Annotated in this window: 16 protein-coding genes; 7 read left to right on the plus strand and 9 right to left on the minus strand. The window is 64.7% G+C overall.

Annotated features, from left to right (window positions below):
• Positions 1 to 7 precede the first annotated feature (7 nt).
• The 8 genes from B0G81_RS22120 to B0G81_RS22155 all read right to left on the minus strand — a co-directional run bounded on the left by B0G81_RS22120 (position 8) and on the right by B0G81_RS22155 (position 8,889).
• Positions 8 to 1,204, minus strand: coding sequence for a 5-(carboxyamino)imidazole ribonucleotide synthase (locus B0G81_RS22120; RefSeq protein ID WP_134138348.1), 1,197 nt, complete (start codon positions 1,202 to 1,204; stop codon positions 8 to 10).
• Positions 1,205 to 1,316: 112 nt separating this feature from the next.
• Positions 1,317 to 1,835, minus strand: coding sequence for a 5-(carboxyamino)imidazole ribonucleotide mutase (gene purE / locus B0G81_RS22125; RefSeq protein ID WP_106284085.1), 519 nt, complete (start codon positions 1,833 to 1,835; stop codon positions 1,317 to 1,319).
• 223 nt (positions 1,836 to 2,058) lie between these two features.
• Positions 2,059 to 2,949, minus strand: coding sequence for a phosphoribosylaminoimidazolesuccinocarboxamide synthase (locus B0G81_RS22130; protein ID WP_134138349.1), 891 nt, complete (start codon positions 2,947 to 2,949; stop codon positions 2,059 to 2,061).
• 132 nt (positions 2,950 to 3,081) lie between these two features.
• Complete coding sequence (gene fba / locus B0G81_RS22135) at positions 3,082 to 4,146, minus strand: class II fructose-bisphosphate aldolase (RefSeq protein WP_106284084.1); 1,065 nt, start codon at positions 4,144 to 4,146, stop codon at positions 3,082 to 3,084.
• A 315-nt stretch (positions 4,147 to 4,461) separates the two neighbouring features.
• Entirely contained in the window at positions 4,462 to 5,898 is a 1,437-nt protein-coding gene (gene pyk, locus B0G81_RS22140) for a pyruvate kinase (protein WP_106284083.1), read from the minus strand.
• Positions 5,899 to 6,355: 457 nt separating this feature from the next.
• Positions 6,356 to 7,549, minus strand: coding sequence for a phosphoglycerate kinase (locus B0G81_RS22145; RefSeq protein WP_134138350.1), 1,194 nt, complete (start codon positions 7,547 to 7,549; stop codon positions 6,356 to 6,358).
• A 273-nt stretch (positions 7,550 to 7,822) separates the two neighbouring features.
• On the minus strand, positions 7,823 to 8,146 hold the full coding sequence (locus tag B0G81_RS22150) for an AzlD domain-containing protein (RefSeq protein WP_134138351.1): 324 nt from the start codon (positions 8,144 to 8,146) through the stop codon (positions 7,823 to 7,825).
• Positions 8,143 to 8,889 (minus strand): AzlC family ABC transporter permease, encoded by a 747-nt coding sequence (locus B0G81_RS22155; RefSeq protein WP_134138352.1) that lies wholly within the window; start codon positions 8,887 to 8,889, stop codon positions 8,143 to 8,145. Before B0G81_RS22155 ends, B0G81_RS22150 begins: the two co-directional genes overlap by 4 nt.
• 220 nt (positions 8,890 to 9,109) lie before the next feature.
• Between B0G81_RS22155 and B0G81_RS22160 the strand changes: the two genes are divergently transcribed.
• From B0G81_RS22160 to B0G81_RS22185, 6 genes are all read left to right on the plus strand, one after another.
• Complete coding sequence (locus B0G81_RS22160) at positions 9,110 to 10,033, plus strand: branched-chain amino acid transaminase (RefSeq protein WP_012434241.1); 924 nt, start codon at positions 9,110 to 9,112, stop codon at positions 10,031 to 10,033.
• A 62-nt stretch (positions 10,034 to 10,095) separates the two neighbouring features.
• Positions 10,096 to 10,290 carry a zinc-finger domain-containing protein gene (locus B0G81_RS22165; protein WP_007180502.1) on the plus strand — a complete coding sequence of 65 codons (195 nt, stop codon included), beginning with the start codon at positions 10,096 to 10,098 and terminating at the stop codon, positions 10,288 to 10,290.
• Between the two features lie 355 nt (positions 10,291 to 10,645).
• A complete protein-coding gene (waaF, locus tag B0G81_RS22170; protein WP_106284078.1) occupies positions 10,646 to 11,671 on the plus strand; it encodes a lipopolysaccharide heptosyltransferase II in 1,026 nt (341 codons plus the stop codon).
• Between the two features lie 167 nt (positions 11,672 to 11,838).
• Positions 11,839 to 12,285: a nuclear transport factor 2 family protein gene (locus tag B0G81_RS22175; protein ID WP_106284077.1), complete on the plus strand. Its 447-nt coding sequence runs from the start codon at positions 11,839 to 11,841 to the stop codon at positions 12,283 to 12,285.
• Between the two features lie 39 nt (positions 12,286 to 12,324).
• Positions 12,325 to 13,431 (plus strand): alpha/beta fold hydrolase, encoded by a 1,107-nt coding sequence (locus tag B0G81_RS22180; protein WP_134138353.1) that lies wholly within the window; start codon positions 12,325 to 12,327, stop codon positions 13,429 to 13,431.
• On the plus strand, positions 13,424 to 14,008 hold the full coding sequence (locus B0G81_RS22185) for a DUF2946 family protein (RefSeq protein WP_134138354.1): 585 nt from the start codon (positions 13,424 to 13,426) through the stop codon (positions 14,006 to 14,008). The genes B0G81_RS22180 and B0G81_RS22185 overlap by 8 nt, the downstream gene beginning before the upstream one ends.
• A gap of 79 nt (positions 14,009 to 14,087) precedes the next feature.
• On the opposite strand, the gene B0G81_RS22190 is transcribed toward B0G81_RS22185, so the two are convergent.
• The gene (locus B0G81_RS22190; RefSeq protein ID WP_134138355.1) at positions 14,088 to 15,797 is read right to left on the minus strand and encodes a M48 family metalloprotease; all 1,710 of its coding nucleotides are present in this window, start codon (positions 15,795 to 15,797) and stop codon (positions 14,088 to 14,090) included.
• A gap of 124 nt (positions 15,798 to 15,921) precedes the next feature.
• Here B0G81_RS22190 and moaC point away from each other — a divergent pair, with 124 nt between their 5' ends.
• Complete coding sequence (gene moaC, locus B0G81_RS22195; protein WP_116139234.1) at positions 15,922 to 16,398, plus strand: cyclic pyranopterin monophosphate synthase MoaC; 477 nt, start codon at positions 15,922 to 15,924, stop codon at positions 16,396 to 16,398.
• Positions 16,399 to 16,451 lie beyond the last annotated feature (53 nt).

Below are 16,451 nucleotides of genomic sequence, written 5' to 3' on the forward strand. Positions count from 1 at the left end.
GCTCGTGTCAGCTCGTGATGATGTGCAGAAGCCGCGCGCAATCGCGTCCCGCCGTGCGCGCTTCTTCGAGCGTGGCAGCCGTGAAGTTCACGTGGCCCATCTTGCGGCCGCACCGTGCCTCTTCCTTGCCGTACAGATGCAGACGGGCTGCCGGCATGGCGGCGACTTCATGCCACGGCGGCGTGACGGCCGCGCGCTTCGGACCGTCCGGAAACCAGACGTCGCCGAGAATGTTCAGCATGACAGCCGGCGAATGCTGGCGCGTGTCGCCGAGCGGCATGCCGGTCATGGCGCGCACCTGTTGCTCGAACTGGCTGGTCGCGCAGGCGTCGACGGTGTAGTGGCCGGAATTGTGCGGGCGCGGCGCCATTTCATTGGCCACCAGCGAACCGTCTTCGAGAATGAAGAACTCGACGCACAGCACGCCTACGTAACCGAGCTTGTCGGCGATTTGCAGCGCGGCCTGTTGCGCTTGCTGGACGAGCGTGGGGCTCGCATCGGGCGCCGGGACGATGGTGTGCGACAGCACCCCGTCGCGATGCGTGTTCTGCGCGAGCGGATAAACCACCGACGCGCCGCTCGCCGCCCGCGCGATCAGCGCGGACACTTCGAACTTCAACGGCAAACGCTTTTCCAGCACGCACGGCACGCCGGCCAGCGAAGCATGCGCCTCGCGCACTTCCTCGGCGTTGCGCACGCGAATCTGGCCTTTGCCGTCGTAGCCCATGCGGGCGGTCTTGAGAATACCCGGCAGCACGGCTTCGAGCTTCGCATCGTCGAGCGCGGCCAGCGCATCCGACGATTCGATCACCACGTGCGGCGCCACCGTCACGCCCGACGACGCGATAAAACGCTTCTCGGCAATACGGTCCTGGGCTACGGCGACGCAGCGCCCGGCCGGACTCACGAACGTAGTCCGCGCGAGGAAGTCGAGACTGGCGGCCGGCACGTTCTCGAATTCGGTCGACACCGCCGCGCACAGCCGCGCGAGTTCGGTCAGCGACGCTTCGTCGTCGTAAGCCGCGCGCAAATGGCGGTCAGCGACAGCGCCCGCCGGACTGTTTTCGTCCGGATCGAGCACGGCAACGCGATAGCCCATGGCTTGAGCAGCGAAACAGAACATGCGGCCGAGCTGGCCGCCACCGACCATGCCAAGCCATGCGCCGGGCAGAATCGGTGAAACCGGTGTGTTGTCTGGGTTCATCTTAGTGGTCGGTCGCGGCCGGGTGCTGTGTGCAATGCGTGCGTGCAATGCAATGTCAGGCACCCGGCCGGGGGTCGGACAGGGGACGTCTTCAAGCAGTCAGTTCGTGCGCTTACAGCGCCGGCAACACCATGGCGTGAGCCGCTTCGTTCTGGCGCACGCGGAACGCAGCCAATTTCTGCGCATACTCGTCGCTCGTGCCGCTCAGGAGCGACACCGCGAACAGGGCCGCGTTCGCCGCGCCCGCTTCGCCGATCGCAAATGTGGCGACCGGCACGCCCTTAGGCATCTGCACGATCGAATGCAACGAATCGACGCCCTTCAGGTACTTGCTCGCCACCGGCACGCCAAGCACCGGCACCGTGGTCTTGGCGGCCAGCATGCCCGGCAGATGCGCCGCGCCGCCCGCACCGGCGATGATCGCGCGAATGCCGCGCTCGCGCGCGCTTTCAGCATAGGCGAACATTTCGTCGGGCATGCGGTGCGCGGATACGACCTTCGCTTCGTAGGGCACGCCGAATTCCTGCAGAATCGCCACGGCGTTCTTCATGACTTCCCAGTCGGAACTGGAGCCCATCAGCACGCCGATAACCGGCGCGCCATGCGTATGGGCGGTTTGTGCTTCACTCATCTTACGGCTTCCTTGTTTCTTGAGAGCGCCCGGCCCTGTCGCTTCGCGCCAGACGCCCCGGCGGAGCGGAATAATTAGCGGCGGCCCGGCGCCTGGTTCGAAGCGCCACAATGTCGTCGCTTCGCGCCGCCCGGCGAGGCCGTGATTGCAGAGGCGGCTTCCTCTGGAGCGGGCAAGCCACGGCGGCAGGCGCTTTCTCGCGCGCGCCAACCGCTGCACGCATTCAGGCGAGCTTATGTCCGGTCAGGCGTTCGAGCGCTTCCTGATACTTCTCGCCCGTTTTCGTGACCACGTCGTCCGGCAGCTTCGGCGCTGGCGGCTCTTTCTTCCACGGCTGGGTTTCGAGCCAGTCGCGCACGAACTGCTTGTCGAACGACGGCGGGTTGGTGCCGACCTGATACTGGTCGGCCGGCCAGAAGCGCGACGAATCCGCGGTCAGCGCCTCGTCCATCAGATAGAGCTTGCCGTGATTGTCCAGACCGAACTCGAACTTCGTATCCGCGATGATGATGCCGCGCGTGGCCGCGTAGTCGGCCGCTTCCTTGTACAGCTTGATCGAGATGTCGCGGATCGTGGCCGACAGTTCGGTGCCGATGCGGCGCTCCATCTCGTTGTACGTGATGTTTTCGTCGTGATGGCCCATTTCGGCCTTGGCCGCCGGCGTGAAGATCGGCTCGGGCAGCTTCTGCGCGTTTTGCAGACCCGGCGGCAGTTCGACGCCGCACACCGAACCGGTGGCCTGGTAGTCTTTCCAGCCGCTGCCGGCCAGATAGCCGCGCACCACGGCTTCGACGAGGATCGGCTCAAGGCGCTTGACGACGACCGCGCGGCCCTTGACCTGCTCGACCTCGTCCACCGTCACCACGGACTCGGGCGCGACGCCCGTCAGGTGGTTCGGCACCACATGCTTCAGTTTCTCGAACCAGAAGTTCGCCATTTCGTTGAGCACGCGTCCCTTATTCGGAATCGGCTCGCCCATGATGACGTCGAACGCCGACAGACGGTCGGTCGTGACGATCAGCAACTGGTCGTTGCCCACCGCATAGTTGTCGCGGACTTTACCGCGGCCGAGCAGCGGCAGCGAGCGGAGCGTGGATTCGTAGAGGGTAGACATCGTCGTGGTTCGCTAAAAGTGAGGCAAAAAGTGTGACCGGAACAAAAGGGAAACGCCGTTCCCCGGATGATGCGGGAACGGCGGTCTAACGACAACCTGGCCAAACGGCCAGGCGCGGAGCCTGTTGACAGCTTAGCGGACGACTTGCGAAAGCTCGCCTGCTTTGTACTTCTCCGCGATTTTATCAAGCGAAACCGGCTTGATCTTGCCAGCCTGGCCTTCGCAGCCGAATTGCGTGTAGCGCTCAACGCAGATTTTCATCGCCGCTTCGCGCGCCGGCTTGAGGTAATCGCGCGGATCGAACTTGCCCGGGTTGGTCGCCATGTAGCGGCGGATCGCGCCGGTGATGGCCAGACGCAGGTCGGTGTCGATATTGACCTTGCGCACGCCGTTCTTGATGCCTTCCTGGATTTCCTCGACCGGCACGCCGTACGTTTCCTTCATGTCGCCGCCGAACTCGCGGATTTCAGCCAGCAGTTCCTGCGGCACCGACGACGAACCGTGCATCACCAGATGGGTGTTCGGAATGCGCTGGTGAATTTCCTTGATGCGCTGGATCGACAGAATATCGCCCGTTGGCTTCTTGCTGAACTTGTACGCGCCGTGCGACGTACCGATCGCGATGGCCAGCGCGTCGCACTGGGTCAGCTTGACGAAGTCGGCAGCCTGCTCCGGGTCGGTCAACAACTGCTCGCGCGTCATCGTGCCTTCCGCGCCGTGGCCGTCTTCCTTGTCGCCCTTCATGGTTTCCAGCGAACCGAGCACGCCCAGTTCCGCTTCCACCGTGATGCCGATCGAGTGAGCCGCTTCCACGACCTTGCGGGACACGTCCACGTTGTACTCGTACGACGCGACCGTCTTGCCGTCGGCTTCGAGCGAACCGTCCATCATCACGCTGGTGAAACCGCTGCGGATCGCCGCCATGCAAACCGCCGGCGACTGGCCGTGATCCTGGTGCATCACGACCGGAATGTGCGGATACGACTCGACCGCGGCTTCGATCAGGTGACGCAGGAACGCTTCGCCCGCGTACTTACGCGCGCCGGCCGACGCCTGCATGATGACCGGAGCGTTGACCTTGTCGGCCGCCGCCATGATCGCCTGAACCTGCTCCAGATTGTTCACGTTGAATGCCGGGAGGCCGTAGCCGTTTTCAGCGGCGTGGTCCAGCAGTTGACGCATTGATACGAGAGGCATGCAATAACTCCATAGATTGAAACGAAATCTTGTGCCGTCGGCATCTTTTTTTGCGAGTTGGTCTCGGAGCAAGCTACATACCCGTTCACACAGTCTCTAAAGCGCGGAGCGGTCCTTACCGCTCGACGCGCGATTGGAGCCTGTGCGCCGCCTCTCGCGGAGCATGGCAGCCTGCTTCGGCCAATCAAAAGTGTCGACCAGAGTTAGTGCAAAGCACCCACTCCCGGCCGACGCAGAGCGTGCCGATCGAGCAGAGCGCATGTCGATCAGAGCCAGCGCTTCAGCACCGACCCCGATCCCACGCACCACACGCGCTCAGTACGGTTCGCCGACCCGTACGATCTTCAGCGTATTCGTGCCGCCGGCCTGACCCATCGGCTCGCCGACGGTCAGCACCACCATGTCGCCGCGCGACGCGTAACCCTTGCTGACCACGGTCTCCAACGCCTGCTGCAACGCCGTGTCGCGGTCGGTGTTGGTGTCCAGATGCAGCGAAGTCACGTTGCGGTACAGCGCCATGGCCCGCTCGCTGCCGACCCGCGGCGTGAGCGCGAAAATCGGCACGTGGGTCCAGTGACGCGACATCCACAGCGCGGTCGAGCCGGACTCGGTCAACGCCACGATCGCCTTCGCGCCGAGATGGAACGCCGTGAACAGCGCGCCCATCGCGATCGACTGGTCGATCCGCGTAAACGTGCGGTCGAGGAAATCCTTGTCCAGCTCCGACTGCTCCGACTTCTCGGCTTCGATACAGATCGCCGCCATGGTCTCGATGGTCTGCACCGGATACTTGCCCGCCGCCGATTCCGCCGACAGCATCACCGCGTCCGTGCCGTCGAGCACCGCGTTGGCGACGTCCGACACTTCGGCGCGGGTCGGCACCGGCGCGTGGATCATCGACTCCATCATCTGCGTGGCGGTGATCACGAACTTGTTCGATTCGCGCGCCATACGAATCATCCGCTTTTGCAGCGCGGGGACTGCGGCATTCCCCACTTCCACGGCCAAGTCGCCGCGCGCGACCATGATGCCGTCCGATGCATCGAGAATGCCCTGCAGCGCCGGAATGGCTTCAGCGCGCTCGATCTTGGCGATCATCTTCGGCTTGATGCCGAACGGCGCGCCGGCGATGTTCGCCAGCTGACGGGCCATTTCCATGTCGGTGGCGTTCTTCGGGAACGATACCGCGACGTAATCCACGCCGAGCGACATGGCGGTGCGGATGTCTTCCATGTCCTTGGCGGTCAGCGCGGGCGCCGTCAGACCGCCGCCCTGGCGGTTGATGCCCTTGTTGTTCGACAGCTCGCCGCCGATCTTCACAACGGTGTGAATCTCGTTGTTGATCACGCGCGCGACGTTCAGCACGATCAGGCCGTCGTTGAGCAACAGCACGTCGCCCGCTTTCAGGTCGCGCGGCAGGTCTTTGTAGTCGAGACCGGCGCGCTCTTCATTGCCGAGTTCGCAGTCGGCGTCGAGGATGAACGGCTCGCCGGCGATCAGATTGATTTTGCCGTTTTCAAATTTGCCGACCCGGATCTTCGGGCCTTGCAGGTCCGCCATGATGGCGACTTCACGGCCGGCCTGGCGAGCCGCCTCGCGCACGAATTCGGCGCGTTGGCGGTGGTCGTCGGCGGTGCCGTGCGAGAAATTGAGCCGTACCACGTCCAGTCCTGCCTGCATCATTTGCAGCAGGATTTCCGGCGTGCTGGAAGCCGGTCCGATGGTGGCGACAATCTTGGTGGCGCGATGCATGAGTCTCCTCGTCTGGATAGGATCGCTGGGAAAAGCGCTGCGAGTCGGATGCGGAGGCTGCGCACCGAAAGATGCTGCCGGGGGCTGCGCGCCGGTTGAAACCAGCGTCGCTTTATTGGATGAAGCAGTGTTCGAGACCAGCACGGGGGGTGCCGGTGGCGGGGCGAGTTCTTCGTCGGGGAGTTCTGCGGATGGCGAGGCGGTCTGCACAGCATCTGTGCTGGACAATTCCGCTGCCTCGCCGGCAGTGGTCAACTCCGCGAGCGCGAGGGGCGCCCCGGATTCTTCTTGCTGTTCGGCGCTAACTGGGCCGGTCGCGAATTCAACCGCGGGGTCGGCCGCTGCCGGCGTGGCGGCGGAGCGCGCCGCGCGCTCCCCTGCCGATTCTGCCGCGATATTGCGCGGCTTGCCGCCGCGCGCTTTTGCAGACTTTGCCGTTGGGGAGCGCGTCGCCACGTTAAGCCCGCGATTCCAGAACTTCGACGGCGGGCAGCTTCTTGCCTTCGAGGAACTCGAGGAAGGCGCCGCCGCCCGTCGAGATATAGCTGACCTTGTCGTGGATGCCGTACTTGGCGATCGCCGCGAGCGTATCGCCACCGCCGGCAATCGAGAACGCCGACGACTTGGCGATGGCGTCCGCCAGCGTTTTGGTGCCGTTGCCGAACTGGTCGAATTCGAACACGCCGACCGGGCCGTTCCACACGATCGTGCCGGCCTTTTCCAGTTGCGCGGCAAGCGCCTTGGCCGTTTCCGGCCCAATGTCGAGGATCAGGTCGTCGTCTTGAACGTCGGCGACGGCCTTGATTTCGGCCTTGGCGGTCGGCGAAAACTCTTTGGCCGTGACCACGTCGGTCGGGATCGGAACCGAGGCGCCGCGCGCTTTCGCGGCGTCGATGATGGCTTTGGCCTCGTTCACCAGATCGGCTTCGGCGAGCGACTTGCCGATCTTCAGGCCGGCAGCCAGCATGAACGTGTTGGCGATGCCGCCGCCCACGATCAGCTGATCGACCTTGTCAGCGAGCGACTTCAGAATGGTCAGCTTGGTGGACACTTTCGAACCGGCGACGATCGCCACCAGCGGACGCTTAGGCGCGCCCAGCGCCTTGCCGAGCGCTTCGAGTTCGGCGGCCAGCAGCGGGCCGGCGCACGCGACCGGCGCGTATTTGGCGATGCCGTGCGTGGTCGCTTCAGCGCGGTGGGCGGTGCCGAACGCGTCGTTCACGTAGATGTCGCAGAGCTTCGCCATTTTTTGCGCGAGCTCGTCGGAATCCTTCTTTTCGCCCTTGTTGACGCGGCAGTTTTCCAGCAGCACGACCGAGCCCGGCTCGACATTCACGCCATTTTCCACCCAGTTCGCCACCAGCGGGACGTCACGGCCGAGCAGTTCGGCCAGACGCTTCGCGACCGGCGCCAGCGAGTCTTCCGGCTTGAAATCGCCCTCGGTCGGACGGCCCAGGTGCGACGTGACCATCACGGCGGCGCCCGCGTCGAGCGCGGCCTTGATGGCCGGCACGGAGGCGCGGATACGGGTGTCTTCGGTGATGTTGCCTTGATCGTCCTGCGGCACGTTCAGATCGGCGCGGATGAACACGCGTTTGCCGGATAGCTTGCCTTCGGCGATCAGATCGGAGAGACGCAATACCTTGTTCATGGGCTTTTGTGCATGCGAGTTGATGGGAAGGCGGTGGCGGACGGCGCGCGGTACTCAAGCGCGGTGAACTCCAGCGCTCAGGCACGGCAGCGGCTCCACTGACTCGGGTGCCGGCGGCAGAGCCGCGGCCCGCGCGCCTTGCGTCGGCGCGCGTATCCCGGAAACAAGCATTTTAACTGATCCACACGGCCTTCTGACCCGCGACCGGGCGAATGTCCCGTATTTGAAGCGAGCGGCGTTGATGCCGCAGGGCAACATTTCCTGGCTCTTCAACTACATGAGGAGCCGCAACAGCGTGAACACGACCATTCCGACGACAATCGTACCGAGCATGGTGCGTCGCCACAAAAACCACCCGAGACCCGCCAGCGTGGCGTAGAACTCATGGTTCGACGGCGCGAACGACAGGCCGTCGGGCGTCGCCAGCACGTCCGGCAGGACCACGGCGGCGAGCGCCGCTGCCGGCGCATAACGCAGCATGCGCTGCACCCGCGCCGGCAAAACGGTGCGCTCGCCGCCGATTAGAAACATCGCGCGTGTCACGGCGGTGACCAAGGTCATGCCGAAAATGGCCAGCCAGATCTGCGTGGATGTCATCGGGAATCTCCTGCGCTGTTACGGATGCGGCGCAAATCGGCGCGCTCGACCATCAGGTCGGCTGCGCTGCCGGCGATGATCGCCGCGATCACCGCGAGCGGCAACGCGAGCCGGTATGGCAGATCGAACGCCAGCAGAGACACCACGCCGGCGACGGCGACCGCCACCAGCGTGGAGCGCGTCGCGATCGCCGAGATCATGATGGGCAGCAAGGCCAGCGTGCCCGCCAGCGCGAGGCCCCAGTTGTCGGGAATCAGGCTCGCCAGCAGAATCCCGGCGATCGACGACACCTGCCACGACAGCCAGCTGCAAATCGCCATGCCCCAGTAATACGCCTCCTTGCCCGGCACATATCCGGTCGGGAAGCTCTTCTTCTGGAACAGCAGATAGATGACGTCGCCATTGAAGTAGCCGAGCACGATGCGCCGCCACATCGACAGATACGAAAAATGCGGCGCGAGACCCACGCTGAAGATCACGAAACGCGTATTGACCATCGCGGCGGTGAGCAGCACGGTCCAGATGGGCAGCTTGGCGGCGAGCAGCGGCAGCACCGCCAGTTGCGACGAACCGGCATAGCACAGCAGCGACATGGTGAGCGCCTGCGGCAATGTGAGCACTGATTTGCTCATGGCGATGCCGGTGACGAGCCCCCAGGAGAAGATCGCCATCAGCGTGGGCGAATAGTCGCGCGCGCCTTCGCGGAAGGCACGACGATTGGTATCTGACAGGCGAGCGAGCATGGGGGCGAAACGCGGGCGCCTTGGGGCGCTGCAGGGATGGGAAGTCGGCGCCAGGTCGTCAAGCACCCGCTGGCGCATTCGGATATGAATTATGCGTGCGCTGGATTATAGCGTCGGGAATGCGGCCAAATGCCCGTTTCGTGTGCAAAAGACGTTAAAATGCGGGTCCTGGCTATACCCGACATAGCTACGCCTAACAACGCACCCGCTGGAGAATCGTATGTCAATGGCCGACCGCGACGGCAAGATCTGGATGGATGGCAAGCTCATCGACTGGCGCGATGCCAAGATCCACGTGCTCACCCACACGCTGCACTACGGCATGGGCGTCTTCGAAGGCGTACGCGCCTACAAGACGGCGGACGGCGGCACGGCGATTTTCCGTCTGCAGGAACACACCAAGCGTCTGCTGAACTCGGCCAAGATCTTCCAGATGGACGTGCCGTTCGACCACGAAACGCTCGCCGCCGCGCAATGCGAAGTGGTCCGCGAAAACAAGCTCGAATCCTGCTACCTGCGCCCGATCATCTGGGTCGGCTCGGAAAAGCTCGGCGTGTCGGCCAAGGGCAACACCATCCACGTGGCGATCGCCGCCTGGCCGTGGGGCGCGTACCTCGGTGAAGACGGTATCGCCAAGGGCATCCGCGTGAAGACTTCGTCGTTTACGCGCCATCACGTGAACGTGTCGATGGTCCGCGCCAAGGCGTCGGGCTGGTACGTGAACTCGATCCTCGCCAACCAGGAAGCCATCGCCGACGGCTACGACGAAGCGCTGCTGCTCGACGTGGACGGCTACGTGTCGGAAGGCTCAGGGGAGAACTTTTTCCTCGTGAACAACGGCAAGCTGTACACGCCCGACCTGTCGTCATGCCTCGACGGCATTACGCGCGACACGGTCATCACGCTGGCGCGCGACGCGGGCATTCAGGTGATCGAAAAGCGCATCACGCGCGACGAGGTTTATACCTGCGACGAAGCGTTCTTCACCGGCACCGCCGCCGAAGTCACGCCGATCCGCGAACTCGACAACCGCACGATCGGCTCGGGCGCGCGCGGCCCGATTACCGAGAAGCTGCAGTCGGGCTTCTTCGATATCGTGAACGGCAAGAGCGACAAGTACGCGAACTGGCTCACCAAGATCTAACGTGCGCTGCGCCGGGATCAACCGGCGAAACGCACGCACCCTGCATACAACGAGAACGTCTCATGAGCGAAATCAAGGAAATGCCGCTGGTCGAACTGTCGGCAAAAGACCTGCCGGCGTATTGCCCGAATCCGGCCATGCCGCGCTGGAGCGCGCATCCGCGTGTCTTTATCGATGTCACGCATGGCGAAGCCAAGTGCCCGTACTGCAGCACGCGTTACAAGCTGCGCGACGGCGAAGTGGTCAAGGGTCATTGAATACGGCGCACTGAGCACTGATTGCTTGTGGCGCCGCTTGCCGGGTCGGCGGCCCGCTTCGTTGCGGGTTGGGCGCGGGTTGTGTCGTGGGGTTCGCTTCGTGATCGGCTGCGGTTGTGCCGCGGCGAGGTTCGTCGTTGCACGAGCCCGCGCCGGTCGTGTAGCAGACCGTGACCATGCCACGCGCGCGCAACCCGGTCCGAAAGCAGGCGCGTCACAGCAGGGCCGCCACCGCGGCGCGTCCGGCCATGCCGGAAATACGCCACGCGGCTTGCGGCTTTTCCCCTTTTACTAATCCGAATGCCACGCGCAAAACCTGCGCGGGGTTTCGTTTCGACACCGGACACTCACTCTGATGCGTCGCGCGTTGGTTATCGCACCGAACTGGATCGGTGACGCATTGATGGCGCAGCCGCTGTTTGCGCGCCTCGTGAAATTGCATCCGCGCATCGTCATCGACGCGGTCGCGCCCTCGTGGGTCGCACCTGTACTCGAACGTATGCCGGAAATCCGCGACGTCTACGCCACGGATCTCGCGCACGGCAAGCTGCAAATGCTGCGCCGCTGGCAGTTGGCTAGCGACTTGCGCGATGTCGGCTACGACGCCGCCTACGTGCTGCCGAACTCGCTCAAGTCGGCGCTGATTCCGTGGATGGCGGGCATTCCTCTGCGCATCGGCTATACCGGCGAGAGCCGCTACGGCCTGCTGAACGTGCGTCATGCGAACCCGCGCAAGGACGAGCGCCCGCCGATGGTCAGCCAGTACGCCGCCCTCGCCTACGCGCCCGGCGCCAAGCTGCCCGACGACCTGCCGATGCCGCGCCTCGACGCGGACCTGAACGAAGCGTCGCGCGTCTCGGCACGCTTTAATCTCGACACGCGCGTGCCGCTGCTGGTGTTCTGTCCGGGCGCCGAATACGGCCCGGCCAAGCGCTGGCCGCCCGAGCACTTCGCATCGCTCGCGCAAATGGTTGGCCAGTCGTTCCCGTACACGCAGATCGTCGCACTCGGTTCGCCGAAAGACGCGCCGCTCGCGCAGGCCATTGCCGAGCGTGCGCCGAACGTGCGCAACCTGTGCGGCCAGACCGCGCTGGGCGAGGCGTGCGCCTTGATCTCGCGCGCCAACGCCGTCGTCACGAACGATTCCGGCCTGATGCATGTGGCCGCCGCGCTGCGCCGGCCGCTGGTGGCCGTGTACGGTTCGACCGATCCGCGCCATACGCCGCCCTTGTCCGAGCTTGCGAAGGTACAATGGCTTCATCTCGAATGCAGCCCCTGTTTTGAGCGCGAGTGTCCGCTTGGTCATCTGAACTGCCTGAAGCAGTTGAGCGCCGAGCAGGTATTCGGCGATTTGCGCGGCATGTTGCTGGCGCAACGCTGAACTCGCTGACACTTGCACGCAACACCGCACGCCCTGAGCGCGTCGCGTCATGTTCGCGCCTTGCGGCGCGGGCATTCTGGCGCTCGGGTGCGATTGTCCGGTGCCCCGGACTGTCCCGCTGACCGCTGTCCCGCAACCGCGCGCCGCGCACAAGAGACTGACGAGCCATGCCACGTTTTGCCCATATCTTCGAAGCCGCCGCCGATACCCTGAACGCCTATTACCAGGCCGTCGCCGAGGTCAATATCGACAGTTTGATGGGTCTGTGGATCGATGAAGAGTTCGTCAGCTGCATCTGCGCCGACGGCTCGCACCTGCACGGCCTCGACAGCATTCGCGCGGGCTTGCAGACCCAGCTCGAAACCGCGCGGGTTTCCATCGAACCGCTCGATATCCGCGTCTATGACAGCCTGGGCACCGTGGTCTACGCGATTGCCGAAGCGCACCGGCCGGCCGACCCGAAGGCCACGCCCGCCATGGTGTTCACGACTTACGTGATGGTTCACGAACGCGGCGAATGGCGCATCGCGCACATTCACGCGAGTCCGATGCCCAACGAAGCCGCCAGCCAGTTCGCCACGAAGATGCGGCATGGCCAGGGGTCGCTGCACTGACGCGCACCGCGCGTTTCACTTTTTTGTTCTGAAGCAGGCATGAGCACGCCCCGCAGGAAGTCCATTTTGGGCACGACGCACGATCAATCCGCTTCTTCCGGCGCGGCACGCGCCGCGGCCGCCGTCGAGTCGACGGTCGAAGCGGCCGTCGAGTTGCTCTACCGTGCACCGCTCTGGCTGCCGAACCGGCATGTGCAGACCATCGTCCCGTCGCTGTTCGCGCGCCGCCCCGCCGTCTCGTTTCGGCGCGAGCGCTGGGACACGCCAGACGGCGATTTCATTGATCTCGACCGGGTCCAACATGCGGGCCACGCCGACGCCGCACCTCGCATTCCCGCCGAGACCGCCCCGCTCTTCGTGCTGTTTCACGGCCTCGAAGGCAGCTCGGGCTCGCACTACGCCGCTTCGTTGATGGCGGCCGCGCGCGAATACGGCTGGCATGGCGTAGTGCCGCACTTTCGCAGTTGCAGCGGAGCGTTGAACCGCATGCCGCGCTTCTATCATCTCGCCGACAGCAACGAAGTCGACTGGGTGCTGCGCCGCCTGCGCGCCGCGCATCGCGGGCCGATCGTGGCGGCCGGCGTGTCGCTCGGTGGCAATGTGCTGCTGCGCTGGCTGGGCGAGCGGCGCGAAGACGCGGCCTCGGTGATCTCGGCCGCCGCGGCGATCTCGACACCCATCGACGTGCATGCCGGCGGCCGCGCGTTGTCGCAGGGCTTCGGCCTTGTCTACACGCGCAGTTTCCTGAAGACGCTCAAGCAGAAGGCCGAGCAGAAGCTGGTTCAGTTTCCCGGCCTGTTCGACCGTGACGCGATGCTGGCGAGCCGCACCATGTACGAGTTCGACAACGTGGTGACCGCGCCGCTGCACGGCTTTCGCGATACCGACGACTACTGGAGCACGGCGACCACGCGTCCGCTGCTGCCGCACATTCAGGTGCCGACGCTGGTGCTGAACGCGCGCAACGACCCGTTCCTGCCGGCTGCGGCATTGCCGTCACGGCATGAAGTCTCGGCGGCGGTGGAACTCGACCAACCCAGGCACGGCGGCCACGCCGGTTTTATGACCGGGCCGTTTCCGGGCCGCATCGACTGGCTGTCGCGGCGCGTGCTCGGCTATCTGGAGCAACACGTCGATCATGGATGACATCGTCAAGCAGGCCTTGGCCAAATGGCCGAATGTACCGAGCTGCACAGGGTGGCTGATGCTGGACAGGCGCGGCAACTGGCGCATGCGTGACGAGGCCGCGCAGTCGAGTGGTTCGCCGGGCACGCCGATCCGCCATGAAGCGTTGCTCGCGTTCATCAACCGGAATTACGACGCTGACGAGCGCGGGCAATGGTATTTCCAGAACGGTCCGCAGCGCGTGTATGTCGAGTTGGGCTATACGCCGTGGGTGGTGAGGCTGTCGGCCAATACGGAGGCCGGCGCCGCGGTGCTCGCCTTGCAAGACCAGGCGGGCGGCCCATTCGAGCCCGCAGCCGTGTTCGTCGATGAAGAAGGCGGCATTCTCTTTACCGACGGCGCGACGCCGCCCAGAGTCGCCGTCCTGCACGACCACGATCTGGAAATGTTCTCCGATCACGCGACGCTGGCGGACGATTCGATGAGCGGTGAGTTTCGCTGGAACAATCAGGTTATGCTGCCGCTGCAGGCTGTGCGGCGAAGCGACGTTGCGGCGCGATTTGGGTTTGTGCCAAGTCCAGCGGCTGCGGGCGCTTGAACCTTAGCCTACGCGCGGCGCTGTGCTTCGACGAGGCCAGCGCGTTGAACCCAGCCAGGTGCTGGCAATCAGGCGACGCTTAACTCTTTTCGTCCAGCCGCTCCTCCTGATAGCGGCTTTCCATCTCATGCAGCCTCGCGTCGACGGTCGCGAGGTCGTAGTAGCCGATCGTCTTCAGATCGCGCGCGTCCTTCAATTGACGGATCGCTGAAGGCCAGGCTCCCTCGAGCGCGAACTTTTCAGCCATCGCACGATGCTGGGTCAATGCGTCGCCCGTGCCCGCGCTAGCCTGGGCAAGATACAGCCACCAGGCCGGCTGATCGGGCTGGGCACGGGTTTCTTTTCGCGCAAGCGCCTGAGCATCGGCAAAACGGTGCAAGGTCAGCAAGGTGCGGATATGCATGTCGATGGCGGCATTCGACTGCGGCCAGCGCTTCTGCGCCAGCTCGGCCAGACGCGCGGCTTCGTCGTCGCGGCCGGCGCGCCGCGCGATGTCGGCGGCCAACACGTCGAGACTCGGCGAACTGCGTGCCGTGCCGCCCTCGGCCTGCTCACCCGTCGCGAACGCGGCGCGGGACGACGCCAGCGACGCCGCCGCGTCGTCGTAACGTTCGAGCAGCATCTGCCCGTACGCGATGCCGTACCAGTTCGCCGCGACGTTGACCGCCGTGCGGTCCTCGATTTCGGAGCGCAAGCGCGAAATCTCGTCGCCGTATTCGCTGCGCGAGCGGTCTTGCAGCAGACGAGAGCGGGCCCGCACGAAACCATATTCGGCCGATTGATGCGGTTGCCGGTAAGGCGCGCGGCGCGCACGGTCCTCCATGTCGGCAATCCGTTCGCCGGTCAGCGGATGGGTGCGTGCGTACGCCGGAATGCCGGTATCGCTCATCGCGGCACGATCGAGGCGACCGAAGAAGGTCGTCATCGCGTAGGGATCGTAACCGGCGCCGGCGAGCAGCAGAAAGCCGACGCGGTCCGCCTCGTGCTCGGCGGACCGCGAGAAGCGCAACTGGTTGTCGACCGCATACGCCTGGCCGCCGATCGCAATCGCGCTGCCGAGGTCGCCGCTATGCGCGAGCACGCCGGCCAGCACACCGAACAACAGGCCCGCGAGCGCCGCGTAGCCGCTGCGTTCGCCGGTCGTGATCATGCGCGAGATGTGCCGCTGCAAGACGTGTCCCATTTCGTGACCCAGCACCGATGCCAACTCGGACTCGGTCTGCGTGGCCACGATCAGGCCGGTGTTCACGCCGATAAAACCGCCCGGCAGCGAGAAGGCGTTGATCTGCGGGTCGCGCACCGCGAACAGATCGAAGTCCGGCCGATATCCGCCGATATAGAGCGCGCTCGCCGCCGCGGCCAGTTTCGCGGCAACCGAGTTCAGATAGTCGCGCACCAGCCAGTCGTCGAGATAGTCGGGGTCGCGGCGCACTTCGCGCATCACGCGCTCGCCGAGCTTGCGCTCGGCCTGTGGCGTGAGCGAGCCGGAACCGCCGTTGCCGAGATCGGGGAGTTGTTGCGTAACGACCGGTGTGCGCCGGTTGGTGTTCACACCCGTATTGCCCGAGAAGCGGCTCTGCGCGCCGCCGTACACACCGAACACGCCTTGCGCGATATCGGACGGAACGAGCGGATCGGCGTAGGCATCGGCCGGGCCGCTGACCAGCGGTGGCTCGGCGGGCAAGGTGTTGAGCGCGATGCTCGACCCGCCGGGCGATTGCGCGAACACGCCGGGCGGTGCGGCCAGCGCGACAGACAGCAACGCAGCGAGGAACCGTTTGGGACGCATCGCGAGCTCGAGTTGACGAAGTCGAAAGCGACGCCCGCCGCTCGGACTAAGATAGCGGGCATGGGCAATTGTAATCCGCCCATGCCGCGCTGCTATGATAGGCGCCCTCTGAAGGAGCCCAACCATGCCTGAACTCACTCATTTCGACGCAGCCGGCCAGGCGCATATGGTGGACGTCGGCGGCAAGCAGGAGACCAGGCGCATCGCCGTTGCGCGCGGCTCGATTCGCATGCTGCCGGAAACCTTCGCGCTGATTCGCGACGGCAACGCCAAGAAGGGCGACGTGATCGGCATCGCGCGGATTGCCGCGATTCAAGGCTCGAAGCGCACTGCCGATCTGATTCCGCTGTGTCATCCGCTTGCGCTGACGCGCGTCAAGGTGGATTTCGAGCTCGATGACACGCTGCCAGGCGTGCATTGCACGGTTCAGGTTGAAACGCTGGGCCGAACGGGCGTGGAGATGGAAGCGCTGACTGCCGTACAGGTCGGATTATTGACCGTGTACGACATGTGCAAAGCGGTGGATCGCGGAATGACGATCACCGATGTGCGCGTGCTGGAAAAGCACGGCGGAAAGTCGGGGGACTGGGTGGCGAGTTGACGACCGGCTGCGTCATCAACCCACCCTTGAATCCTTGAAGCATTGAAGCGAAC

The sequence above is a fragment of the Paraburkholderia sp. BL6665CI2N2 genome (assembly GCF_004366535.1).
Taxonomy (GTDB): Bacteria; Pseudomonadota; Gammaproteobacteria; order Burkholderiales; family Burkholderiaceae; genus Paraburkholderia.